The sequence below is a fragment of the Aeromonas sp. FDAARGOS 1403 genome, assembly GCF_019047325.1.
Lineage (GTDB): Bacteria > Pseudomonadota > Gammaproteobacteria > Enterobacterales > Aeromonadaceae > Aeromonas > Aeromonas dhakensis.
In genome coordinates this window covers 4551630-4575862 of the sequence record NZ_CP077249.1, presented here as the reverse complement: position 1 = coordinate 4575862, position 24233 = coordinate 4551630, and the positions used below count along the sequence as shown (strand labels likewise).

Sequence of the window (24233 nt, the reverse complement as noted above, 5' to 3'; positions counted from 1 at the left end):
GTGAGGGTGATGCTGGAATAGCGCATGGTTCACTCTCTGTGATACGGATGATTGGTTGTGATGCTCCAGGCACGATAGAGGCTCTCGGCCACCAGCACCCGCACCAGCGGATGGGGCAGAGTCAGCGGCGACAGCGACCAGCTCTGCTCGGCGGCAGCCTTGCACTCGGGGGAGAGCCCTTCCGGGCCACCCACCAGCAGGGCCACGTCGCGGCCATCGAGCTTCCAGGCTTCCAGTTGCACGGCCAGCTGCTCGGTAGTCCAGGGTTTGCCGGGGATGTCCAGGGTCACGATGCGCGAGCGGCCGGCGGCAGCCAGCATGGCTTCCCCCTCTTTTTGCAGAATGCGGGGAATGTCGGCATTTTTACCACGTTTTCCGGCGCCGATCTCGACAAGTTCGAATGGCATGTCTTTGGGGAAACGGCGGCGATACTCTTCGAAGCCATGCTCTACCCAGGCGGGCATCTTGGTGCCCACCGCAATCAACTGGATTTTCATCGGTCGTTACACTTGTGCTCGTTTATTGCGCATTCACCTGAGCGGTGTTGCTCCAGAGTTTTTCCAGCTGATAGAAATCGCGATGCTCATCCTGCATCACGTGGACGATGACGGAGCCCAGATCCACCAGCACCCACTCGCCGGTGAGCTGGCCTTCCACGCTCAGCAGATCGAGCCCGGCATGGCGAGCTTCGCTGGCCAGATGGTGGGCGATGGCGCTGACGTGACGGCTGGAGTTGCCGGAGCAGATGATCATGGTGTCGGTGATGCTGGATTTGCCGCGCACATCGAGGGTGATGATGTCGCGGCCTTTCATGTCATCGATCTTGTCGACGATAAAGGCATGCAGTTCTTGGCCTTGCAATGAGTCTCTCCTGTATTCCGGCGCGCTTTCACGGCGTGAGGGCGGCGGATTATATCATGGTCACTCCCGTTTCCCAGTCCGGTGAAGGGGAGTGGAACAGGGGCCGTGCCCGTTCGGAAAACGGCCCCCTGTTGATCACTATAGTGCGCGATCCGCGTCGGACAACCACCTCGGCAAACCGGGTTCAGGCCGGTCGATAGAGCCCCTGCTGGCGGATGTACTCCGCCACCGATGGCGGCAGCAGATAGCGGGGATCCACCCCCGCCGCCAAGCGCTCTCTGAGCCGGGTGGCCGACAGCTCGACGGGCAGGTTGTCCGCCAGCCAGATGCGGCCGTGGCGCAGCTGGTGCAGCTCCGCCACTTCGCAGGTCTGGTGGCGGGCCAGCAGCGCGACCACGTCGGCCGGGTAATCCGGCTGCCAGCCGGGACGGGTGCTCACCACCAGGTGGGCGTAATCGAGCAGCTCCTGCCAGCGATGCCAGCTTGGCAGGCTCAGCAGGGAGTCCATCCCCATCAGAAAGCAGAGCGGGGTGTCCGGCAGCTCGCTCCTCAGCTCGATCAGCGTGTCGATGGTCCAGGAGGGGGTATCGCGCTTGAGCTCCCGCTCATCCACCACGAAGCCCGGGTTTTCCGCCGCCGCCAGGGCAACCATGGCCAGACGCTGCTCGCTCGAGCAGAAGGGGCTGGCGCGGTGGGGCGGGATATGGTTCGGCAACAGGTGCACTTCGGCCAGACCAATGGCGTCGCGGGCCTCGATGGCCGGGCGCAGATGGCCGATGTGGATGGGATCGAAGGTCCCCCCCAGGATGCCGATGGGCGGCTGCAGCATGGGCTCCCCTCCGGGGATGGCCGGGATGTCGACGGGCTGGCTCATGCGTCAGATCCCGCCAGCGGCAAGGGGGTGCCATCGCGAAAACCGAGGGCGATGGTCTGCAGCATCAGCCAGGCCTGCTCGGTATCGAAGCGACGCTGGGCGTCGTCGAGGCGGGCCATCAGCTGCCACAACTGCTGCAGCTTGGCGAAGGGGAGCCGGGTCAGCGCCTGCTGAATAAGCTGCTGGCGGCTCTGCCAGATGCGCAATCGGGAGAAGTGCTCCACCAGCGGCTGACCGGCGCGGGCCGCCAGCGCCAGCTCGGTGAGCTGCTCCAGCTCGCGGCACAGGGTCCAGGCCAGCATGCCGGGCTCGGTGCCTTCGGCGCGCAGGGCCAGCAGGATGCGCTGGGCCCGGTTCACCTTCCCTTCCAGCAGGGTGTCGATGAGCTGGAACGGGGTGAAGTGGGCGTGGCGGATGATGGTCTCCTGCAGATAGGCGACGCTGATGGGCTGGGGCGGCGAGAGCAGGGTCAGCTTCTCGATCTCCTGGCTGGCGGCCAGCAGGTTGCCCTCGTAGGAGTGGCACATGAAATTGACCGCATCCGGCAGCGCCTTGAGGCCGAAGCGCTGGAAGCGGGCGCTCATCCAGCGCGGGAAGAAGCGGGGCTCGGGGTGGTTGACCGGCACATAGGTGCCGCTCTGGCTCAGCTTGTCGAACCAGGCTGCCTTCATCTGGGTCTGGTTGAGACGATTGCCGCTAAGTACCAGCAGCAGGTCGGGGTGGAGCTGCTTGCCGATCTCGCTGATGCGCGCGGCCAGATCCTTGTCGACCTTGGCCGGCAGCTCCAGCTCGATGATCTGGCGGGCCGAGAACAGGCTCATGGCCTGGCAGGCATCGTAGACCTGACTCCAGTCCAGCCCCTGTTCCACCACGAAGCTGTGGCGCTCATCGAAGCCCTGTTTGCGCGCCACCTGGCGCACGGCGTCGATGGCCTCGAGCTTGAGCAGGGGCTCGTCCCCAAAAATGAGATAGCAGGGCTTGAGCCCTGCCTTGAGATGATCCGCAAACTGCTCGGGATAGACTCTCATCAACACACTCTCATCAGGATGGGCGCATCAGAATTTGACCTGACTGAGCTGGCGGATCACCAGGTTGGCGGCCTGCTCCTGCATCTCCTTGCCGAGCTGCTCCTGCTCGCGGGAGGAGGCGAGCGCCGCGTCCGGCTTGTTCAGGAAGCTGCGGTTGAAGGCGATGGGGAAGACCTGGGTCGGTTTGCCCGGCATGGAGACGGTGAACTGGGTGTTGTAGCCCAGCACGTACTCACGGGCCTGGCCGATGGAGTCGACGGAGGCGACCTGACTGGTGCTGCCGACGCCGGACAGGGTCAGCACCGGAATGCCTTCCTTGTCGGCGAGTTCGACGCCAGCGGCTTTGAGGCGGGTGGTGACCAGCCGGTAGAAGTCGCTCTTGTTGTCACCGACCACCTTCATGGTCATCAACTCGGGCGGGATGGCGGTGCCGCGCATCTGGAAGCCGCAGGCCTGCAGCAGCAGACCGGTCAGCAGGATGGCCATCCAGCGGGTGAGGGTGGTGCCCATAGAAAATCCTCTTTGCATGAAGTGAAGAGCGGCGGGCGCAGGGCCCGCCGTTATCATCCGTTTGCTGTGACCGCTTGGCAACCGCTCCGTTGGCGACGCAGTTGCGTCGACCCGAACCGGTACCCGGTTGCCAGTAAGCGATATGGCATCAGTTGGCTACGATGTTGAGCAGCTTGCCCGGCACGTAGATCACCTTGCGCACGGTCAGACCGTCGGTGAACTTCTGGACCGAGGCATCGGCCATGGCCAGCTTCTCGACGTCGGCCTGGCTGATCTCGGCCGGCACGGTCAACTTGCCGCGCATCTTGCCGTTGATCTGCACCACTACCAGCTTCTCGGTCTCGACCATGGCGGCCTCGTCGGCCACCGGCCAGGCCGCGTGATCGATGTCGTCGCCCTTGCCCAGCATCTTCCACAGCTCGAAGCCGATGTGTGGGGTGATGGGGTAGAGCATGACCACCACAGCTTCCAGCGCTTCCTGCATCAGGGCGCGATCCTGAGCGTCGCTGCCCAGCTTGGCCAGGTTGTTCATCAGCTCCATGATGGCGGCGATGGCGGTGTTGAAGGTCTGACGGCGACCCACGTCGTCGCTCACCTTGGCGATGGTCTTGTGCAGCTCGCGGCGCACGGCTTTCTGGTCGCTGGTGAGGGCGGCCAGATCCAGCGCGGCAACGGCGCCACCGGAGACGTGCTCGAAGGTGATGCGCCACAGGCGGCGCAGGAAGCGCTGGGCACCTTCTACGCCGGAGTCGGACCACTCCAGGGTCATCTCGGCCGGGGAGGCGAACATCATGAACAGACGGACGGTATCGGCGCCGTAACGCTCCACCATCAGCTGCGGGTCGATGCCGTTGTTCTTGGACTTGGACATCTTGGTCATGCCGGAGTGCATCACTTCACGGCCTTCGAGGTCGACCGCCTTGGTGATGCGACCCTTGTCGTCGCGCTCAACCTTGACGTCGAGCGGGCTGACCCAGACGTTACCGCCCTTCTCGTCCTTGTAGTAGAAGGCGTCAGCCAGCACCATGCCCTGGCAGAGCAGGCGCTTGAACGGCTCGTCGCTGTTCACCAGGCCCGCATCACGCAGCAGCTTGTGGAAGAAGCGGGCGTAGAGCAGGTGCATACAGGCGTGCTCGATGCCGCCGATGTACTGATCCACCGGCAGCCAGTGGTTGGCAGCAGCCGGATCCAGCATGCCCTTGTCGTAGTCCGGGGAGCAGTAGCGCGCGTAGTACCAGGAGGACTCCATAAAGGTGTCAAAAGTGTCAGTTTCCCGGAACGCTTCCTGGCCGTTGTAGGTGGTCTTGGCCCACTCGGCATCGGCCTTGATCGGGCTCTGGATGCCATCCATCACCACGTCTTCCGGCAGCAGCACCGGCAGCTGGTCTTCCGGCGTCGGCACTACTGTGCCGTCAGCCAGGGTCAGCATGGGGATGGGGGCGCCCCAGTAGCGCTGACGGGAGACACCCCAGTCGCGCAGACGGTAGTTGACGGTGCGCTTGCCGTGGCCGAGGGCTTCCAGCTTGTTGGCGATGGCATCGAAAGCTGCCTGGAAGTCGAGGCCGTCGAACTCGCCGGAGTTGAACAGCACGCCCTTTTCGGCGTAGGCGGCTTCGATCACGTTCGGCGCTTCACCGTCGGCCTGCTTGATGACCGGCTTGATCTCGAGGCCGTACTTGGTGGCGAATTCGTGGTCACGCAGGTCGTGACCCGGTACTGCCATCACGGCGCCGGTGCCGTAGTTCATCAGCACGAAGTTGGCGACCCAGACCGGCACCTTGCGGCCATCCAGCGGGTGAATGGCGTAGAGGCCGGTGGCCATGCCCTTTTTCTCCATGGTGGCGAGCTCGGCTTCGGCCACCTTGGTGTTCTTGCACTCTTCGATAAAGGCGGCCAGCTCCGGATTGCTTTCGGCGGCCTGCAGCGCCAGCGGGTGACCGGCGGCGATGCCTACATAGGTCACGCCCATGAAGGTGTCCGGACGGGTGGTGTAGACCTCCAGATGCTCGGCCTGACCGTCGATGGCGAAGCTGATGTTGACCCCTTCGGAGCGGCCAATCCAGTTGCGCTGCATGGTCTTGACCATCTCAGGCCAGCCTTCGAGGTTGTCGATGTCGTTGAGCAGCTCTTCGGCGTAGTCGGTGATCTTGATGAACCACTGGGGGATCTCTTTCTGCTCCACCGGGGTATCGCAGCGCCAGCAGCAGTTGTCGACAACCTGCTCGTTGGCCAGCACCGTCATGTCGTTCGGGCACCAGTTGACGGAAGAGGTCTTCTTGTAGACCAGACCCTTCTCGTAGAGCTTGGTGAAGAACCACTGCTCCCAGCGGTAGTAGTCCGGCTTGCAGGTGGCCAGCTCGCGATCCCAGTCATAACCCAGACCCAGCATCTTCAGCTGGTTCTTCATGTATTCGATGTTTTCGTAGGTCCAGGGCGCCGGTGCCGTGTTGTTCTTGATGGCGGCGTTTTCCGCCGGCAGGCCGAAGGCGTCCCAACCGATGGGTTGCAGCACGTTCTTGCCATTGAGGCGTTGATAACGGGAGATCACATCACCTATGGTGTAGTTGCGAACGTGCCCCATGTGTAGACGACCAGACGGATAGGGGAACATGGAGAGGCAGTAGAACTTTTCCTTGTCTACTTTCTCCACCGCCTTGAAGGTTTTCTTGGCATCCCAGTGCTTTTGCACTGCTGGTTCTATGGATTGGGGAACGTATTGCTCTTGCATTGGTGACATCCGGATCTGTGAAATGGATAGATAAATCAGCTGGGAAATCGCAATAGAATACCCATATCCTGCGGCGGCAACAACCGCCAGCGTCCCTCGGGCCTTAAGCCGGGCTCGATCAGGGTTCAGTAGAGGAGTAACGGCCATGGACAAACGTCAAAAAGGGTACGAAGCCTTCATTGCCGAACTGCAAAAGCAGTGGCAAGAGACAGAACAGTTCCAGGGGGAGCGCCTCAACCGGATGATCGCCAAGGTACAGGCCTATCTGGAGGCGGCCGGGGATCTGACCCAGGACGAGCTGGCGCTGATCGCCGAGTATGTGAAGCGGGATCTGGGCAACTATGACGAGGGGCGCAAGGATGAGCAGGTGGAGGAGTCCGCCTTTATGCTGGCGCTCAAAGATACCGCCTGGTCCTGGCTGGCGGACGTGACCGACCGCACCCAGGTGGAGTGGCAGGAGCTGGCGGACGAGCTGGAGCACAAGGGGGTCTACCGGGCCGGCGATTGGGTGGGGCTCGGGGTCTTGGTGTGCGATCACTGCGAGTGGCGCCATACCGTGCTGCACCCGGAACAGCTTGGCACCTGCCCCGAGTGCGGGGCCGATGAATATCACCGTGAGCCGCTCTCTCCCTGAGCAGCCAGATGGTGTCAAGCCATAAGCCAAGCCATAAAAAGAGGCGCCCAAGGGCGCCTCTCTCATTTATCGAGTTGTACGACTGGGTCAGTCCTTGCGCGCCCAGGGGTGGGCGCGGGGACGCAGCCACAGGGCCAGTGCCAGCAGGGCGGCGGCGATGCCGTACATGGGCCAGCTGCCAAAGCGCAGATAGGGGGTCTCGCCGTGGGCGGGACGTACCTCGGTGCGCAGCACGCCAGCCTCGAACTGCGGGATCTGGGCGATGATGCTGCCGTCGATCTCGGTGACTATGGTGATGCCGGTGTTGGTGTCGCGCAGCAGCGGGCGGGCCAGCTCGAGGGCGCGCATGCGGGCGATCTCCATGTGCTGCCAGGGGCCGATACTGGTGCCGAACCAGGCGTCGTTGGAGACGGTCAGCAGGAAGTCGGTGTCCGGCTGCACGTTGCGGCGCACCTCGTCCGGGAAGATGATCTCGTAGCAGATGGCGGCGGCAAACTTGAGTCCCTTGGCGATCAGGTTCGGCTGTACCTCGTCCCCGCGGCTGAAGGAGGACATGGGCAAGTTGAAGAAGGGAGCGATGGGGCGCAGCAGATCTTCAAACGGCACGAACTCGCCGATGGGCAGCAGGTGATATTTGTAGTAGCGGTTCTTGTGCTGGTAGTAGTAGGACTCCTTGCCTTCCGCATCCTGCACCCCCATTCCGAGCACGGTATTGAAGAAGCGCTGCTGCTCGAGGTCGTAATGGATGATCCCCGCCAGCAGGCCGGTATCGTTCACCTTCATCGCCTTGTCCAGGCTCTCCAGGTAGTTGCCCATCTCCTTCTCGATGGCCGGGATGGCGGATTCCGGCCAGACGATGATGTCGGCATCCTGATTCTCGCGGCTCAGATCCTGATACTTGCGCACCGTCGGCACCAGGGCCTCCGGATCCCACTTGAGGGACTGCTCGATGTTGCCCTGCACCAGCGCCACCTTGACCGGTTCACCTCGGGTCACCCAATTGAGCTGCATCAGCCCCTGGGCGGCGCCCACCAGGGCCACCGGCACCAGCAGCCAGGCCGGTTTGCGGCTCTGCCAGAGCAGCCAGAGGGCGGAGGCGGTCAGCAACAGCGCGAGGGTGATGCCCTGTACGCCGAGGATGGGGGCAAAGCCCTTGAGCGGCCCGTCGATCTGGCTGTAGCCAAACCAGAGCCAGGGGAAGCCGGTCATCACCCAGCCACGCAGCCAGTCGGCCATCAGCCAGAGCGCCGGGAAGGCGAGCAGCCAGCGGCTCCAGTGACGTTCGCGGAAGAAATGGGCAAACAGCCAGCAGGCCAGGGTCGGATAGAGCGCCAGATAGGCCGACAGCCCGGCCAGCAGCACGAAGGCGACCGGCAAGGCGATGCCGCCGAACATGGTCATGCTGACGTGGATCCACCACAGTCCCGGCAAAAACAGCCCCATGGCGTAGCCAAAGCCGCGCCAGGCCGCCTGCTTGGGGGTGGCCTTGTCCAGCAGGGCGTAGAGGCCGAGCAGGGACGGGATCACCAGCGGCCAGTAGTTGAAGGGGGAGAAGGCCAGCACGGCGATGGCGCCAGAGGCCATGGCAAACAGGCTGGTCAGAAGTTTCGATTTTGCGGGCTGTAATTTCACGGGCGATGAGGCTCGGATTGGACTGCTATGGGTTGAATGGCCGGTATCTTAACCCGTAAAGGCGGTCAACGGCGAGCCTCCCGGCCGACGGCCCGAAGCGAGGGGATAAAAGGGTGATGACGGGCCCGGTAGCCGGTGGGAAACAGGGGGCACGTGGTCAAACGAACAGCGCCCCGACGGGCGGGGCGCTGTTGACTCGGACCAGGGCTTATTGGGCCTCGGACTGTGCCGCGACATGGTTGTCGGGGATCTTCACCTGCAACTGCTGCAGACGACGCTTGTCGGCATGCATCACCTTGAACAGGTAGCCGTCCAGCTCGATCTCCTCGCCCTTCTTGGGCAGGTGGCTGAAGGCGTGCATCACCAGACCGCCGACGGTATCCACCTCTTCATCGCTGAACTGGGTGCCGAAGAAGTCGTTGAAATCCTCGATCTCGGTGAGGGCGCTCACCGAGAAGACCCGTTTGCTGATGCGGCGGATCTCGTCCGGCTCGTCTTCGATGTCGTCGAATTCGTCGTCAATCTCGCCGACGATGAGCTCAAGGATGTCCTCGATGGTCACCAGACCGGAGACGCCGCCGAACTCGTCCACCACGATGGCCATGTGGTAGCGCTCTTCGCGAAACTCCTTGAGCAGCCGGTCGACCCGCTTGCTCTCGGGCACGATCACCGTGGGGCGCAGGATATTCTCCAGTTGCAGCGGCTCGCTGGCGTGGTGGCCGCCGAACCCGAACGGCAGCAGATCCTTGGCGAGCAAGATGCCCTCCACGTGATCCTTGTCCTCGTTGATCACCGGGAAGCGGGAGTGGCCCGACTCGATGATCACCGGCAGGATCTCGTCCACCGGCTGGGATTTCTCGATGGTCACCATCTGGGAGCGGGGGATCATGATGTCGCGCACGCGCAGCTCGGCAATTTCGAGCACCCCCTCGATCATGTCCTTGGTGTCCTGATCGATGAGATCGCGCTCTTCGGCGTCGGCTATCACTTCCACCAAATCGTTGCGGTCTTTTGGCTCGCCCTGGAAGAGTTGGCTGAGTTTGTCGAGCCAGGTTTTCTTCGGCGAGCCGGTACTAGGGTGATCGTCGGTCATTTTCTCTCTTGGTTACTCGTATGAACACACTTGAAATCGTTGTGGCTATATGAGGATGACCATCGGCTGTTTCAAGGCGATGACCATCCCGCGGTTTACTCTTCGTCGTTCAGATAAGGATCGGCGAAACCGAGCTCCTGCATGATGTCGCGCTCGAGCGCTTCCATCTCTTCGGCCTCGTCATCCTCGATATGGTCATAACCTAGCAGATGGAGACTGCCGTGCACAACCATATGGGCCCAGTGGGCCATCAGCGGCTTGCCCTGCTCGATGGCTTCGTGCTCCACCACCTGGCGGCAGATCACCAGATCGCCCAGCAGCGGCAGCTCCAGACCGGGTGGTGCCTCGAACGGGAAGGAGAGCACGTTGGTGGGCTTGTCCTTGCCGCGATAGGTGAGGTTGAGCTCGTTGCTCTCCGCCTCGTCGACGATGCGTACCGTCACTTCGGCCTCCTGCTGGAAGCCGAGAATGGTGCCGTCGAGCCAGCCCTGCAGCTGGGCCTCGCTCGGCAGGCCGTCGGTGCTGGCACTGGCCAGTTGCAGATCCAGGGTCACGCTCATTGGGCACTCTCTTTACTGGTGTGGGTGGCGACCTTGTCGGCCGCCTGTTTGGCATCGAACGCCTCGTAGGCCTGCACGATGCGGGCCACCACTGGGTGGCGTACCACGTCGGCGGACTGGAAGAAGTTGAACGACAGGCCATCGACATTCTGCAGCACTTCCAGCGCATGGCGCAGGCCCGACTTCTGGTTGCGGGGCAGGTCTATCTGGGTGATGTCACCGGTGACCACCGCCTTGGAGTTGAAGCCGATGCGGGTCAGGAACATCTTCATCTGCTCGGTGGTGGTGTTCTGGGCCTCGTCCAGGATGATAAAGGCGTCATTGAGGGTTCGACCGCGCATGTAGGCGAGCGGCGCCACCTCGATGATGTTGCGCTCCATCAGCTTCTCCACCCGCTCAAAGCCCAGCATCTCGAACAGGGCGTCGTAGAGCGGGCGCAGGTAAGGGTCCACCTTCTGGGAGAGATCGCCGGGCAGGAAGCCGAGCTTCTCGCCCGCTTCCACCGCTGGCCGGGTCAGCAGGATGCGACGGATCTCCTGGCGCTCCAGCGCATCCACCGCCGCCGCCACCGCCAGATAGGTCTTGCCTGTTCCTGCAGGGCCTATGCCGAAGCAGATGTCGTGGCGCACGATATTGGCGATGTACTGGGCCTGATTGGGGCTGCGCGGCTTGATGAGGCCACGTTTGGTCTTGACCGTCACCTCCTTGCCGTAGGGGATGCTCGGCGCCGGCTCGTCATCCTGCTCCAGCACCCGCGACTCCTGAATGGCCAGATGGACCATGTCGGGGGTGATGTCGGTCACCTTGCCGCCCTTGAGCGGCTGGGTTTCCACATAGAGGTGCTTGATGATGACGGCGGCCGCGTCCACCTGGGCCTGTTTACCCAGCAGCTGGAAGTGGTTGTCGCGGTAGCTGATCTCGACGCCGAGGCGGCGCTCCAGCTGTTTGATGTTGTCATCGAACGGGCCGCACAGACTGGCGAGACGCTGGTTGTCGGCGGGTTCCAGATGCAGATTCAGGGTCGAGATGTGTCGGCTCAAAGTGTCCTCGTCTTGACGCGACCCCATCCGGCCGGGGCCGGATGGGGTGAACAGATTAGTGGGGAGTGAAGGCGGCCACGCCCAGCTGGTCCGGTACGTTGTCCGGGCGGCGGGCCAGGATTTCGCTCGGGGCGGTGGCGATGCGCAGGTTCATCTCGTTCTCGCCGCGCAGGAATTTGCCGCGCAGGGAGTTGGGGCGCACCTCGGTGATCTCCACGTCGGCAAAGCCGCCGATCAGGGTGTGCGGGCCTTCGAAGTTGACCACCCGGTTGTTCTCGGTGCGGCCGCACAGCTGCATGGGGTCGAGCTTGGAGGGCCCTTCCACCAGGATGCGCTGGGTGGAGCCCAGCATGGCGCGGCCAATCTGCATCGCCTGGTTGTTGATGACGTGTTGCAGGCGGCTCAGGCGGGCTTTCTTCACCTCCATGTCGACATCATCGGGCAGATCGGCGGCCGGAGTACCGGGGCGCGGGCTGTAGATGAAGCTGAAGCTCATGTCGAAGTTGATATCCTCGATGAGTTTCATGGTGGCCTCGAAATCCTCGTCCGTCTCGTTCGGGAAGCCGACGATGAAGTCGGAACTGATGGTGATGTCGGGACGGGCGGCGCGCAGGCGGCGGATCTTGGACTTGTACTCCAGCACGGTGTGCGGGCGCTTCATCATCGTCAGGATGCGGTCGGAGCCACTCTGCACCGGCAGGTGCAGGAAGCTGACCACTTCCGGGGTGTCCTTGTAGACCTCGATGATGTCGTCGGTGAACTCGATGGGGTGGCTGGTGGTGTAGCGAATGCGGTCGATGCCGTCGATGGCTGCCACCAGTCGCAGCAGCTCGGCGAAGGTGCAGATGCCGCCGTCGAAGGTCGGGCCCCGGTAGGCGTTGACGTTCTGGCCGAGCAGGTTCACTTCGCGCACGCCCTGCTGGGCGAGCTGGGCAATTTCATAGAGCACGTCGTCGAGCGGACGGCTCACCTCCTCGCCGCGGGTGTAGGGCACCACGCAGAAGGAGCAGTATTTGGAGCAGCCTTCCATGATGGAGACGAAGGCGGTCGCCCCTTCGGCGCGCGGCTCGGGCAGGCTGTCGAACTTCTCGATTTCGGGAAAGGCGACGTCCACCTGGGCGCCACGTCCCTCTTGGACCTGCTTGATCATGGTGGGCAGGCGATGCAGGGTCTGCGGACCGAACACGATGTCCACATAGGGGGCGCGGGTGCGAATGTTGTCCCCCTCCTGGGAGGCGACACAGCCGCCCACGCCGATCACCAGACCGGGCTTGTTCGCTTTCAGTTTTTTCCAGCGTCCCAGCTGGTGGAACACCTTCTCCTGCGCCTTTTCGCGGATGGAGCAGGTGTTGAGCAGCAAGACGTCTGCCTCTTCGGGCTCTTCGGTCAGCGTGTAGCCATTGCTGGCATCCAACAGGTCGGCCATCTTGGACGAGTCGTACTCGTTCATCTGGCAGCCCCAGGTTTTAATGTGAAGTTTCTTGCTCATTGCTTCTCTTGACTTGTTTTGAATGCGGCATGGTCAAAGGACCGGGCATTTTACTCCGCAATCCGGAGACTGCCTAGCAAATATCCAGCCCGCCATGGTCGGAACGCAGCCGTAGCCACCTCGGCAGGCATCGGCTTTCTCCTTGATTTGGCGCACTAATTCTCCACGGCCTTCACTGTTTCTCGGCGCCCCTTGCGGTATCATGTGACCATTCGGTCCGGCTGCGCTCTCCCCTTGCCCGGGCCCACCCCTTGCAGGAATCAAGTTATGGAACAGTGTGATATCGCCATTGTCGGGGCCGGCATGGTCGGCGCCGCCACCGCCTGTCTGCTGGCGGCGCAGGGCCTCTCCATCCGGGTCATCGAGACCCGGTTGCCGGAGCAGTACGCCGCCGAGCAGCCGCTGGATCTGCGGGTCTCCGCCATCAGTCAGGCCTCGGTGGCGCTGCTGGAGCAGGCCGGTGCCTGGCAACACCTGCAACAGATGCGGCTGTGCCCCTATCGCCGGTTGGAGACCTGGGAGCTGGATGGCTTCGCCACCCACTTCAACGCCGCCGACCTCGGCCTGCCCCAGCTCGGCTACATCATCGAGAACCGGCTGGTGCAGCTGGCGCTGCTCAGACGCATGGAAGATTTCCCCAACATCCAGACCCACACCCCGGCAGCGGTGACCAGCCTGCGCCAGGGCGCGGACGAGGCGGTGCTGACCCTGGATGATGGCAGCGAGCTAGCCGCCCGCTGGGTGCTGGCGTGCGATGGCGCCGAATCCCGCACCCGCCAGCTGGCCGGCATCGGGGTGTCGCGTTTTGAATACCGCCAGCACTGCATGCTGATCAACATCGACACCGACTTCGAGCAGGAAGACATCACCTGGCAACAGTTCACCCCGAGCGGTCCGCGCGCCTTCCTGCCGCTGCCGGGCCGGCACGGCTCCCTGGTCTGGTATGACAGTCCGGCCCGGATCCGGACGCTGGCGGCCATGAGCAACGAGGGGCTGGCCGCCGAGGTGCGCCGCCACTTCCCGGCTCGCCTCGGTGGTTTTTCCGCGACCGGCAAGGGGAGCTTCCCGCTGGTGCGCCGCCACGCCAACGACTACCACGCCGGCCGGGTGGTGCTGCTGGGCGATGCCGCCCACACCATCAACCCGCTGGCGGGGCAGGGGGTCAATCTCGGCTTCAAGGACGTGGCCTGCTGGGCGGATCTGTTGCACAGTGCCGGTGCCGAGTGGCACAAGCCCGAACTGGCGACCCGCTATGAACGGCGGCGCCGCCCGGACAACCTGCTGATGCAGTCGGGGATGGATCTCTTCTACGGCGTCTTCAGCAACGAGATAGGCCCCCTCAAGCTGGCCCGCAACCTGGCCCTCAATCTGGCGGACAAGGCGGGCCCGCTCAAGGAGATGGCGCTACGCTATGCGCTGGGGCTGGTTTAAGGCGCGTGGCGCCATCATGAGGGAGGAGAGCCCATGAACAAGGCATTGCTGGTGATCGATTTCATCAACGACATCGCCCACCCGGACGGGCGCATCGCCGCCTCGGCGGCCCATGTGCTGGAGCAGGACGCCATCGCGCACGCCAACCAGGCGCTGGCCCATGCCCGCGCCCACGGCTGGCTGGTGGTGCAGGTCAAGGTGGGCTTTGACCCGCACTATCTGCTGCAGCCCAAGGGCTCCCCCATGTTTGGCCGGGCCCACCAGTTCGGGGCGCTGTCGCTGGCCGATCCCGGCACCGACTTTCACCCTGATCTGGACGTGCAACCCGGCGATCTGGTGCTGACCAAGCCCAGGGTCAGCCCCTTCTACGGCACGGCGCTGGAGCCGGCGCTGCGGGCCAATCGCATCGAGCACCTCTATCTGTGCGGGGTGAGTACCGGCTGGGCCATTCAGGCGGCGGCGCGGGAGGGTCACGATCGGGATTACGCCATCACCATCCTGGAAGATGCCTGCGCAGCGGCGGATGCCAACGAGCACCACGCCTCGCTGCGTCTGCTCGGTCGCATCGCCGAGATCATCAAGGTGGCCCAGCTGGCCTGATCCCGGCGGCAGGCGGAGCTTGCTCACTGTTTTGACATTTTGTCTGCGGCCCCCTGTCGGGCCGCAGCCATTTTGGGCAACATGAAGCGAGCATCGATGGCCACAAGGATGGGGACATGCGTTATCAGGGACGGATCGTGCGCTGGAACGAAGCGCGCGGCTTTGGTTTTATCGCACCCGAGCAGGGGGAGGGTGCCCCGAAAGGGGCTGAACTGTTCGTGCACATCTCGGCACTGAGGTGCGACGGCCTGCCGCCCATGGCGGGGGAGCGGGTCTCCTACCTGGTGGGGGCCGGCCAGGATGGCAAGCCCAGGGCCGAGCAGGTTTTTTTCCCCGAGCGTCCCTTGTCGCTGGCAGACGGCAATGAGAGTCGACCCACTCCGGCGGGTCGCCGCATGTCGGAGGGCAATCGCATCCCGGCGAGCAGCGGGCCTACCCCGCAGCACACGCGTCCTCGCCCCGCCAACCGGCGCCGCAGCCACTGGCTCGGCAAGCTCATCCCGCTGCTGGTGCTGATCGGGATCTTCTCCCTCTACTCCCGTTTTTCGGTTGAGTCGGTTTCACCTACCTCCACTTCCTCGTTCAGCCAGGCAGAGGCCAACCCCTCGGACAGCCCGCAGCAGGCCGCCACCTTCGTCCGCCAGTGCGACGGTCGGCAATACTGCTCCCAGATGACCTCCTGCGAGGAGGCGACCTGGTTTTTGCAAAACTGCCCCAATACCAGGATGGACGGCGAGGGCGACGGCATCCCCTGCGAGCGGCAGTGGTGTGGCCACTAGCGGACTCGGAGGCCGACTCAAGTCGTTGATCATCTATCATTATCTTGTTGGTCGGGTCATGGCAGGTGTGGCCCCGGTCATTGGCAACACGCGGGCGGGCCGGGATGGCTCTGGTTGTCGCGGTCATGCCGGGGACGTCGTTTTTGGGTGAGGAGTGCGGTCATGGCGGACTATTTTCAGGGCTCACTGTTTCACTTCTCCGATCGGGCGCAATACCTGGCCGCGCTGCTCAATTCGCTGGAGGAGCAGATCTCGGTGATCGACCGGGATGGCGTCATCCACTACACCAACCTCGCCTGGAATCGCTTTGCCGAGCAGAATGGCATGCCGGCAGGCTATGACTGGCTGGGGGTCAACTACTTGCGGGTGTGCGACAACTCGGTGGAGCCGCTGGCCCTGATGGCGGCGGAGGGGATCCGGCGGGTGCTGCGTCATGAACAGCAGCACTTTCATCTGGAGTACCCCTGTCACAGCCCGGACACCCAGCGCTGGTTCATGATGCGGGTCTCCGCCATCCCGGGTATCGAGGTCGAGTTCTACACCATCAGCCACATCAACGTCACGGAGCGCAAGCTGCAGGAGCTGGATATGGCCTACCTCTCCCTGCACGATCCGCTGACCGGGCTGGCCAACCGACGACTGTTCAACAGCTTTTTGCACAACGAGTGGCGGCGCAGCATGCGCGAACAGACCCCGCTCTCCTTCATCATGCTGGATCTGGACAACTTCAAGCTGTGCAACGACCATTTCGGCCATCAGGTGGGGGATGACTTCTTGCAGCAGGTGGGCCGGTTGCTGAGCACCTTTTGCCAGCGAGCCACCGATCTGCCGAGCCGTTTCGGCGGCGACGAATTTGCCCTGATCCTCGGCAACACCGGGGCCGAGGCCGCCGCCCGCATGGGGGAGGCCATTCGTCTCGGTATCGGCGAGCTGCTGATCCAGGGGGCGGACACCCTTAGGCTCAGCGCCAGCGTCGGCATCGCCACCCTGCTGCCGCAGCAGGCCCGCGCCTCGGAGGAGGAGCTGCTGAGCGCCGCCGACATGGCGCTCTATCTGGCCAAGCAGGGGGGCAAGAATCGCTGCCACAGCGTCAGCTGCAGTGCCCTGCCATCCCCCTGATATTCTTCGTTTTATCCTGCCTGCGACCCTGCTCTCTATGAACGACTCTGCTTGCTGTTAACGCTGTTGCCCGGCCGGCTGCGGTTCGGGATGGGCATCGACGACCAATTGCAAGAAACGGTCGCGGATCGGGTCGGCAAAGTCGGGGTTCCACACCAGGCTTATCTCCCACTCGGAGCAGGGGCCGGAGAGGGGATAGAGGGTGACGTCCCGGCCCGCGATGAAGCTAACGCTGCGAGGCAGGATGGCGTTGCCGATGCCGGCGGCCACCAGCGCCACCAGGGTCTGGATATCTTCCGCCTCCTGCACCATGCCAGTCAGCCGGTTGGCGCCGAGGAAGCTGGCGATCTGCTGGCTGAGGCCGGGGCAGCGGTGCCCCACCATCTGCAGCAATGGCTGGCTGGCCAAGGCTTGCTCGATGTCGAAGGCGGCCGGATCCGGCTGCGTCATCTGGGTCGGCACCGCTAGCACCAGCCGGTCGGTCAGCAGCCTGTGCTCCCTAAGCTGCGGGGCCTGGGGCCGGCGCATGAAGCCGAGCTGCAGCTGGCCCGACAGCAGCCGCTCTTGTTGGATGGCGGAGGTCATGTCCTGCAGGTGCACCATCACATCGGGGGCCTGCTGTTTGAAGCGGGCCACCAGCGCCGGCGCCAGCGCAAAGCTCGACAGCCCGAAACCAATCTTGAGTCGCCCGGCAATGCCGCTGGCCAGCGCCAGGGCGTGGCGCTCAAAGCCCTTGCCATGCTCGACCAGCGCCCTGGCCTGGGTGAGCAGCTGGGTGCCGATGGCGGTCAGCTCGGCGCCGTGACGCCCCCGGTTGAACAGGGTGCTGCCGAGGGTCTGCTCCAGCCCCTGGATCTGCTTGGTGAGCGCCGGCTGGGTGATGAACAGGCGGTTGGCGGCCTCCCGGTAGTTGGCGGTCTCCGCCAGGGTCACGAAGGCCTGCAACTGTCTCAAATCGAATTTCATTCTGTTTGGTTATCGAAAGTGGCCATTTTGTGATTATAAATTATCTAACTGCCTTGTTCTAATAGACCTGAAGCGGGCCCTGTCGGCCCCGTCAGCTTGCTAACAAGGAGTCATTCATGCCTGCCGAACGCTATCTGTTTTTGATCAAGGGAGATCTGGTGCTGGCCCAGCCGCTGGCTGCACCGGAGACGGGGGAGCTGCTGACCAGCCTGTTGCAGCAGGGCTTTGCGGTGGGTCCGCTGCAAGTCTGGGCGAGCAATGCCGAGCAGGCGCTGGCCTGTTATGAGCAGGCTGCCCAGCGGCGGGCCTTCGGCGAGATCCTGGCCGGGGCCGAACCCGCCGTGGCCGGAGCCGTTTCATGAGCATGCTCACGCTGCGGGCCCGCGCCCTGCTGTTGGACATGGATGGCACCCTGGTGCACTCTACCGGCGAGGTGGAGACGGTGTGGCGGCTCTGGTGTCGCCGCCACCGGCTGGATCCCGAGCCCGTGTTGACCATGTGCCACGGGGTGCGCTCGCGGGAGGTGATCCGCACCCTGGCTCCGCAGCTCGACCTGGCGCAGGAGGTGGCCCTGCTCGACGATCTCGAGATCCATCACACTGGCCAGGCCGAGGCCCTCGCCGGCGCCCGGCCCCTGCTGGCAAGTCTGCCCGTCGAGCGCTGGGCAGTGGTGACCTCCGCCAGTCAGCGGGTGGCCAGGCATCGATTGCGCAGCGCCGGTCTGCCGCTGCCCGTTCTGCTGGTGGGGGCCGAGGATGTAGAACACGGCAAGCCGGATCCCGAATCCTATCTGTTGGCGGCAGAGCACCTGGGGCTGGCCGCCGCCGATTGCCTGGTGTTTGAAGATGCGCCCGCCGGCATCAGCAGCGCCCTGCGGGCGGGTTGCCGCGTGGTACAGGTGGGGGGCAGGCAGCGGCTCAGTCCCGGCATCAGCGCCCTGATCCAGGACTGGCGCCAGGTGAGCGTGGTGGTGGAGGCTGAGGGTCTGCAGCTGACGCTGCTCACCTGACAACAAAAAGCCCCCGCGAGCGGGGGCCTGACTGGCGACGGGACTATTACTTGAACACGCGAAAACGCACGGCGTCGTCCATGAAGGTCTTGTCACCGGCCGGTTGCTGGATGCTGCCAAAGGGCATCTGGGCGCGCAGCAGCCAGCTGGCGGGCAGGTTCCACTCCTTGCGCACCGCCTCGTCGATGAGCGGGTTGTAGTGCTGCAGGGAGGCGCCGATCTTCTCCTGGGCCAGGGTGGTCCAGACCGCAAACTGGGCGATGCCGGTGGCATGTTCCGACCAGATGGGGAAGTTGTCGGCGTAGAGGGCGAATTTTTGCTGCAGATCCTTGATGACGTCGGTATCTTCGAAAAACAGCACTGTGCCGACACCTGCGCGGAAGCTGCCATTCACCTTGGCTTCGCTCTGGGCGTAGGCTTCCGGCGGCACGATCTTCTTCAGCTCTGCCTTGACGATATCCCACAGCTTGTGATGCTGGGCACCAAACAGGATGACGGCGCGGGAGCTCTGGGAGTTGAACGAGGAGGGACTGTGCTTGATGGCGTCCTGGATGAGGGCGGTCAGCTGCTCCGGCGTATGGGAAACCTGGTCACCCAGGGCATAGATGGTACGACGTACTTTGATCTGTTCGATAAACGGACTGCTCATAACATCTCCTTTGTTTGACGGGGAATCGTCTTCGGTGATCCTTGGCAAGGCCATCCGGCTCCGATTGCTCGAGTTGTAGACTATAACACCCTCTTGCGGGTTAGCCGTCAACGCACAGTGGTCACTGTTTTTACTTTTTGTTGATATACATATCTACCGTATGGATGAGCAGTATCACGTTTATGTGTTTTTTGTCAGTTAGCCGAAATCAGGCTGATATCAATCAATGAATAATTCCGTTTGAGCACCATAAAATTCTCGCATTTCAGTTTTTGTTGCGGAGTGTTGATGATCCAGTGGTTGGTTAGTCGGCGTTATTATCTGTTGACCTCGTTTACCCTCTTGTTGGGGGCCCTGGTGCTGGTGGTCACCCTCACCCTGGCGATGGCCAGCTATCTGCGCAGCATCGACAAGACGGTGACCGGCTACGGTCACATGCTCTCCTCCCTCGAAGCGGCCCTGATCCACGAACTGGTGCTGGCCAACCAGCGTCAGATCGCCGTGCTGGAGGCATCGCTGGACAAGGCCGCCATCGCCCGCGGCGAGCCGGCCGACAACCCGCTCTGGGCCATTGCCCACCAGATCAAGCGCGACAGCCACTACATCTACTTCTATCACCCGCAGACGGATCGCCTCAGCAGCTACCCGGCCTGGCTGCAGCCGGTCGAGTATCGTGCCGCCAGCCGGCCCTGGTATCGGGCGTTGTCGATGCCGGGGGCGGATCTCGTCTGGTTCGGCCCCTATCCGGCGTTCGACACCCAAAAGCCGATCCTGACCCTCATCAAGCGGGTAAAGGGGCTGGACGATCAACTGCTCGGCCTGCTGATGGTCGACATGTCCTTCAACACCATCGAACAGGCGTTGCAGCGGGCCATGGGCAGCAACCGGGCGGCCATCTACATCAGTGCGCGGGAGGACGGAAAGCTGGTGGTGGGCAGCAACATGGGGCTCTATCAGCCGTCAGCGGCCGAGCCGGGCGGTGCGGACAAGGGGCTGGCGGTGATCTGGCACGGCAGCCATCTGCGCCGCGAGCTGGAGGATATCGACTGGGATCTCAACATCTATCTGCCGCCAAGGCTGTTTCATGACGACCTTGAAGAAGCCCTGCTGATGGTGGCGCTGCCGCTGCTCCTGCTGTTTGCCATCTGGTTTTGCAGCATCAACTTTCTGGTGCGGGTGTTCAATCAGGAGCAGGCGCTGGTGGCGGGCTCGCTGACCGGCATAGTGCGGGATCCGACCCAGGCCAGGAGACCCGGCCGGCTGAAGACCTGGTTCGTACACGACAGCCTCAGCGAGATAGATCAGGTGCGGGCGAGTTTTCTGCAGGGGCAGGATGCGCTGCTGCACGATCCCCTCACCGGCATCATGAACCGGCGGGCCTTCACCCAGCGTCGCGCCGAGCTGGAAGAGCGCGCGACACCCCACTGGCTGCTGCTGTTCGACGTGGATCACTTCAAGCGCATCAACGACAGCTGGGGGCATGCGGTGGGGGATGGCGTGCTCTGCCGGGTGTCCGAGCTGCTGGTGAGCGAGCTTGGCAGTGGCGGCGTCTTCCGGATTGGGGGTGACGAATTTGCCGCCCTGCTGCCCTGGCCGCGCGGCGAGCTGGAGGCGGGGCTGACCCGGTTGCTGACCAGGGTGCGCAACCAGCGCTGGCGCGAGTTTCACGAGGCGGTGACCCTGAGCGTGGGCGGCGCCCACTGCCCGGAGGACGGGACCCTGCTGTTCGAGCGGGCCGACGAGTGCCTCTACCGGAGCAAACGGCTGGGGCGCGACGGCTGGTCGCTGACGCAGTGGCCCCGGCCGGACGGAGATGCTGACAGATCCTGTCATATGGATAACGGCTAAGCGACCGCTGCCGCTCGGTGGGCCTCAGCACCGTTCGCTGTCCAATTTCCATCTGATGTCATTTACGTATTTATATTCAATATCTTATGAGCTAATTGACCGACATCGAAGGCGGCGCGGGAGGCGGTGTCGCTCTGCTGCGACAGTGGCGCCCTTTGCCGGGAATCGTATAGTTCGGGGAAATTAATCAGGTTTGACAGGAGTACCCCATGGAGATGAACAAGCACGGCATGCGCGCCCTGGCCCTGTTGGGCTCACTGCTGCTGGCCAGCGGTGCGGCGCAGGCGTCGGAGACCCTCAACACCATCCTGGGCGGCGGTGCGGGCGGCGTGGCCGGCACCATGATCGGCAAGGAGCTGGGCGGTGACACCGGCGCCCTGGTGGGGGCGGCACTGGGCGGGGCGGCCGGTGGCGCGGCCACGGCCAACAAGGGCAACAAGAATGAAGCTGCCCTCGGCGGGGCCGTCGGGGCGCTGGGCGGGGCCGCCATCGGCAAGAGCGTGGGCGGCAGCACGGGTCAACTGATCGGGGCCGGCGTCGGCGGGGCCAGCGGCTCTGCCATCGGGGCCAAGACCGGGGATGGCCACAAGAGCAACGATCGCTACTACGACGATGATCACAGGCACTACAAGAAACACAAGAAGCACAAGAAACACAGATGGCACGACGATGATTGATCGCCGCCAGCATTGAGAGAGGGGCCGACGGGCCCCTCTCTTGTTTTGGTCGCCAGAGGGGTCACACCAGCCGGTGCTGGCGGCGCCCCTCGGCGAAGGCGTTGATGTTGTCGATGAGCTGATCGGCGAGGCGCTGCATCGACTCCTCGCTGGCCCAGGCCACATGAGGGGTGAGGATGAAGTGGGGGTACTGCAGCGCCTTCATCAAGGGGTGGTCGGGGGGCGGCGGCTCGACGCTCGCCACGTCGAAACCGGCGCCGCCGAGGCGACCGTTGGCCAGCGCTCGCAGCAGGGCCTCCTCGTCCACCAGACCGCCGCGGCCGACGTTGATCAGCAGGGCACCCGGCTTCATCAGCCCCAGCTCCCGCTCGCCGATGAGGTTGCGGGTATAGGGGGTGAGCGGGCAGTGCAGGCTGATGACGTCCGCGCTTTGCAACAGCTCGTCCAGCGGCAGCCGATCCTCGTCGTGGCTGGCACCGACCTGGCTCTGGGCGTAACGCACCTCCATGCCGATCCCCCTGGCCCGCTCGCCGAGGGCCTGGCCGAGCGTCCCCTTGCCGATGATGCCGAGCCGCTTGCCGTGCAGATCCGTGATGTGGTGATCGAAGAAGCAGAACTGGCCGCTCTGCTGCCAGCGCCCCTCCAGCAGCGACTGGCGCCAGCAGAAGAGGTTGCGCGCCAGGGCCAGCATCAGCGCCATGGCGTGCTCCGGCACCGAGGGGCCCGAGTAGTTGCGGATGTTGCAGACGCCGACGTTGGCGGCGCGGCACGCCTCCAGATCCACGTTGTCGCTGCCGGTGGCGGCCAGCGCGATGAGTCTGAGCTCCGGCAGCTGGGCCAGCTCGGCTGCGCCGATGCGCACCTTGTTGATGATGGCGATGCTGGCGTCTTTGAGCCGCGCCACTACCTGTTCGGGGGCCGTGCTCGGGTAGCTCTGCCAGTGGTGGGGAAAGTCGGGGTGGCGCAGGGTGATGCCGGTATCCAGGGTATCGCTGTCGAGAAACACAATTTGCTGCATGAAGCCTCCTGCCGTTGAGGCGTCCATGATGCCAAACATCGGCGGCCGAGGGCCAGTTTGCTGCACCTCAAGGCCTTGGCAATCGCGCCGGATGTGAGACAGACGGCATTTTTGGGGTCAGAGCCAGCCGAGGTGGGTGAGCCAGCCCTGGATCCGGGTCGGCGTTTCATCCAGCTCCAGCAGGGCGTAGGGGCGGTAGTTGAGCTTGTGGCTGCGGCGGCTCTCGCTTCTGCGCGCCTCGGCGGCCAGCAGTGGCCAGCGTCCGCCATCCTCCTGATAGAGGTCGAGGGTCGGCATGGTGGCCTGGGCGATCTCCTTGGCGAAGATCTGGTTGCTCTGCTGGTCGGGGAAGAAGCCGTCGAGCAGCACCAGCGCATCGGGGGCGGGCAGCTGTTCGCTGGCGATGAGGTTGGTGGCCCAGGCGGCGCCGGTGCCTTGCGCCAGTATCAGCTTGAAGCCCCCCTCCTGCAGCTTGGCGTCCCCCAGCTTGCTGATGCGGGTGGCGAACTGCTTGCGAAAGTCGTCGATGGCCTGCTGTTTCTTCTCGGCGGCGGGGTCCAGTTCGGTCTGCTGGGGCGAGGGGAGCAGCAGCAGAGTATCGAAGCCGAGCCGGCCGAGGGCTCGGGTCAGCTGCCACAGCTGGCCGCTGCGCTGCCAGTCGGGCAAGAGGATGGCCAGCCCCACATAGCTGTCGCTGTCGTGCTTGGCAAACAGCACCGTCTGCTTGTCGATCTGGGTGCTGTTGGGCAGCCCCTGCCAGTCGCTGTTCTGCCAGTAGTCGAGGGGCGTGAGCGGTGTGCCCTCGCTGGCCTGCAAGGGGTTGCCTGCCAGCAGGGTCAGTAACAGCAGTGATAAGAACAGTCTGGTCATAGTGCGCTCCCCCGGTTATTCGGGTTAGCGGCACCAGGCCGGTTTTCTGAAGGGGTAAGTGGCAGCGCTAGGGTGACGGCCGGTCGGTGCTGGCGAGCCTGGCCAGCTGGCGGTCGTGCAGGGGGGAGAGCAGCAGCAGGGCAGTGACGGCGCCAATCAGGGCGAAGAACATGTCGGACTGGGTATCCCAGGGATCGCCCTGGGTGCCGAGAAACTCATCCGCCCCCTGACCGAGCGCGAGGGCGGCTCCCCACTCGATGAACTCGTAGGTGGCGCTGATGGCGAGCACCACGCAGACCACCAGAAACGCCAGCATGCGCCGGCCCTGCACATAGCCTCCGCGCAGCAGGATCTCACGGCACACCAGGGCGGGCACGAAGCCCTGGAAGAAGTGGCCAATCTTGTCATAGGGGTTGCGACCGAGCTCGAGCCACTGCTGCAGTTCGAACCCGAGCGGGACGCGGGCATAGGTGTAGGCGCCGCCCAGCATCAGTACCATGGCGTGCAGGGTGATGCACAGATAGAGCAGGCTGGTGAGCGGAAAAGAGCGGTGCGTCAGGACAAGCAGCGGCATGGCGATGAGCACGGGCGCGACCTCCATCAGCCAGGTCGCCCTGTCATAGGGTTGCCAGCCGGAGAGGACTAGCAGTAGCAGGGTCAACAGCAGTAACAGCGCTTTGTGCAGGGATGTCATGGGGCGCTCCGGAGGATGGCACAAACCAGCATGCCCCATTTAGCCATGTTTGCGCCGCGAATACAGCCAGGGGGCCGATACGCCCATAAAAAAAGCGAGCCGACGGCTCGCTTTTTTACCACTG

The 24233-nt window shown here is 63.7% G+C and carries 25 protein-coding genes; 9 read left to right on the top strand and 16 right to left on the bottom strand.

From position 1 onward, the window contains the following. Positions 1–29: 29 nt before the first annotated feature. The 6 genes from rlmH to leuS form a co-directional block, all read right to left on the bottom strand. A complete protein-coding gene (gene rlmH, locus I6L33_RS20875) occupies positions 30–497 on the bottom strand; it encodes a 23S rRNA (pseudouridine(1915)-N(3))-methyltransferase RlmH (protein WP_005298242.1) in 468 nt (155 codons plus the stop codon). Between the two features lie 22 nt (positions 498–519). Beyond that, positions 520–861 (bottom strand): ribosome silencing factor, encoded by a 342-nt coding sequence (gene rsfS / locus I6L33_RS20870; protein ID WP_005298244.1) that lies wholly within the window; start codon positions 859–861, stop codon positions 520–522. 184 nt (positions 862–1045) lie between these two features. Continuing rightward, positions 1046–1690 carry a nicotinate-nucleotide adenylyltransferase gene (nadD, locus tag I6L33_RS20865; protein WP_216974152.1) on the bottom strand — a complete coding sequence of 215 codons (645 nt, stop codon included), beginning with the start codon at positions 1688–1690 and terminating at the stop codon, positions 1046–1048. Between the two features lie 41 nt (positions 1691–1731). Beyond that, positions 1732–2763, bottom strand: a complete 1032-nt coding sequence (holA, locus tag I6L33_RS20860; RefSeq protein WP_216973276.1) for a DNA polymerase III subunit delta — start codon at positions 2761–2763, stop codon at positions 1732–1734. A 27-nt stretch (positions 2764–2790) separates the two neighbouring features. Continuing rightward, positions 2791–3273 (bottom strand): LPS assembly lipoprotein LptE, encoded by a 483-nt coding sequence (gene lptE, locus I6L33_RS20855; RefSeq protein WP_005298250.1) that lies wholly within the window; start codon positions 3271–3273, stop codon positions 2791–2793. A gap of 148 nt (positions 3274–3421) precedes the next feature. Next, positions 3422–6001, bottom strand: a complete 2580-nt coding sequence (gene leuS / locus I6L33_RS20850) for a leucine--tRNA ligase (protein ID WP_216973275.1) — start codon at positions 5999–6001, stop codon at positions 3422–3424. 145 nt (positions 6002–6146) lie between these two features. Here leuS and I6L33_RS20845 point away from each other — a divergent pair, with 145 nt between their 5' ends. Next, the gene (locus I6L33_RS20845) at positions 6147–6635 is read left to right on the top strand and encodes a zinc ribbon-containing protein (RefSeq protein ID WP_005298255.1); all 489 of its coding nucleotides are present in this window, start codon (positions 6147–6149) and stop codon (positions 6633–6635) included. 87 nt (positions 6636–6722) lie between these two features. On the opposite strand, the gene lnt is transcribed toward I6L33_RS20845, so the two are convergent. The 5 genes from lnt to miaB form a co-directional block, all read right to left on the bottom strand. Next, positions 6723–8267: an apolipoprotein N-acyltransferase gene (lnt, locus tag I6L33_RS20840; RefSeq protein ID WP_216973274.1), complete on the bottom strand. Its 1545-nt coding sequence runs from the start codon at positions 8265–8267 to the stop codon at positions 6723–6725. 208 nt (positions 8268–8475) lie between these two features. Beyond that, the gene (corC, locus tag I6L33_RS20835) at positions 8476–9360 is read right to left on the bottom strand and encodes a CNNM family magnesium/cobalt transport protein CorC (protein WP_005298259.1); all 885 of its coding nucleotides are present in this window, start codon (positions 9358–9360) and stop codon (positions 8476–8478) included. A 95-nt stretch (positions 9361–9455) separates the two neighbouring features. Then, positions 9456–9920, bottom strand: coding sequence for an rRNA maturation RNase YbeY (gene ybeY / locus I6L33_RS20830; protein ID WP_005298260.1), 465 nt, complete (start codon positions 9918–9920; stop codon positions 9456–9458). After that, on the bottom strand, positions 9917–10960 hold the full coding sequence (locus I6L33_RS20825) for a PhoH family protein (protein ID WP_139725028.1): 1044 nt from the start codon (positions 10958–10960) through the stop codon (positions 9917–9919). The genes ybeY and I6L33_RS20825 overlap by 4 nt, the downstream gene beginning before the upstream one ends. 55 nt (positions 10961–11015) lie before the next feature. Beyond that, positions 11016–12449, bottom strand: coding sequence for a tRNA (N6-isopentenyl adenosine(37)-C2)-methylthiotransferase MiaB (gene miaB / locus I6L33_RS20820; protein ID WP_005298264.1), 1434 nt, complete (start codon positions 12447–12449; stop codon positions 11016–11018). A 267-nt stretch (positions 12450–12716) separates the two neighbouring features. Here miaB and I6L33_RS20815 point away from each other — a divergent pair, with 267 nt between their 5' ends. The 4 genes from I6L33_RS20815 to I6L33_RS20800 all read left to right on the top strand — a co-directional run bounded on the left by I6L33_RS20815 (position 12717) and on the right by I6L33_RS20800 (position 16378). Beyond that, a complete protein-coding gene (locus tag I6L33_RS20815; protein WP_201970656.1) occupies positions 12717–13880 on the top strand; it encodes an FAD-dependent monooxygenase in 1164 nt (387 codons plus the stop codon). Between the two features lie 33 nt (positions 13881–13913). Next, the gene (locus I6L33_RS20810; protein ID WP_043171221.1) at positions 13914–14480 is read left to right on the top strand and encodes a cysteine hydrolase family protein; all 567 of its coding nucleotides are present in this window, start codon (positions 13914–13916) and stop codon (positions 14478–14480) included. 116 nt (positions 14481–14596) lie between these two features. Next, the gene (locus I6L33_RS20805) at positions 14597–15259 is read left to right on the top strand and encodes an excalibur calcium-binding domain-containing protein (protein ID WP_216973273.1); all 663 of its coding nucleotides are present in this window, start codon (positions 14597–14599) and stop codon (positions 15257–15259) included. A gap of 162 nt (positions 15260–15421) precedes the next feature. Next, positions 15422–16378 carry a sensor domain-containing diguanylate cyclase gene (locus tag I6L33_RS20800; protein WP_010633159.1) on the top strand — a complete coding sequence of 319 codons (957 nt, stop codon included), beginning with the start codon at positions 15422–15424 and terminating at the stop codon, positions 16376–16378. A gap of 57 nt (positions 16379–16435) precedes the next feature. On the opposite strand, the gene I6L33_RS20795 is transcribed toward I6L33_RS20800, so the two are convergent. Beyond that, complete coding sequence (locus I6L33_RS20795; protein WP_005298273.1) at positions 16436–17344, bottom strand: LysR family transcriptional regulator; 909 nt, start codon at positions 17342–17344, stop codon at positions 16436–16438. A 116-nt stretch (positions 17345–17460) separates the two neighbouring features. Here I6L33_RS20795 and I6L33_RS20790 point away from each other — a divergent pair, with 116 nt between their 5' ends. After that, complete coding sequence (locus I6L33_RS20790) at positions 17461–17706, top strand: hypothetical protein (protein WP_017764966.1); 246 nt, start codon at positions 17461–17463, stop codon at positions 17704–17706. Further along, the gene (locus I6L33_RS20785) at positions 17703–18353 is read left to right on the top strand and encodes an HAD-IA family hydrolase (protein WP_216973272.1); all 651 of its coding nucleotides are present in this window, start codon (positions 17703–17705) and stop codon (positions 18351–18353) included. Before I6L33_RS20790 ends, I6L33_RS20785 begins: the two co-directional genes overlap by 4 nt. A gap of 46 nt (positions 18354–18399) precedes the next feature. On the opposite strand, the gene I6L33_RS20780 is transcribed toward I6L33_RS20785, so the two are convergent. Beyond that, positions 18400–19002: a nitroreductase family protein gene (locus I6L33_RS20780; RefSeq protein WP_017780555.1), complete on the bottom strand. Its 603-nt coding sequence runs from the start codon at positions 19000–19002 to the stop codon at positions 18400–18402. A gap of 288 nt (positions 19003–19290) precedes the next feature. On the opposite strand from I6L33_RS20780, the gene I6L33_RS20775 reads away from it, so the two are divergent. Next, positions 19291–20850: a diguanylate cyclase gene (locus I6L33_RS20775; RefSeq protein ID WP_216973271.1), complete on the top strand. Its 1560-nt coding sequence runs from the start codon at positions 19291–19293 to the stop codon at positions 20848–20850. A gap of 209 nt (positions 20851–21059) precedes the next feature. Further along, positions 21060–21527: a YMGG-like glycine zipper-containing protein gene (locus I6L33_RS20770; RefSeq protein ID WP_005298287.1), complete on the top strand. Its 468-nt coding sequence runs from the start codon at positions 21060–21062 to the stop codon at positions 21525–21527. 61 nt (positions 21528–21588) lie between these two features. Here the strand turns inward: I6L33_RS20770 and I6L33_RS20765 are convergent, their stop codons facing one another. From I6L33_RS20765 to I6L33_RS20755, 3 genes are all read right to left on the bottom strand, one after another. Continuing rightward, positions 21589–22545 (bottom strand): D-2-hydroxyacid dehydrogenase, encoded by a 957-nt coding sequence (locus I6L33_RS20765; protein WP_017780553.1) that lies wholly within the window; start codon positions 22543–22545, stop codon positions 21589–21591. A 117-nt stretch (positions 22546–22662) separates the two neighbouring features. Then, on the bottom strand, positions 22663–23415 hold the full coding sequence (locus tag I6L33_RS20760) for a DUF3530 family protein (protein ID WP_054545388.1): 753 nt from the start codon (positions 23413–23415) through the stop codon (positions 22663–22665). 67 nt (positions 23416–23482) lie between these two features. After that, on the bottom strand, positions 23483–24109 hold the full coding sequence (locus tag I6L33_RS20755) for a DUF2238 domain-containing protein (protein WP_216973270.1): 627 nt from the start codon (positions 24107–24109) through the stop codon (positions 23483–23485). Between the last annotated feature and the right edge of the window lie 124 nt (positions 24110–24233).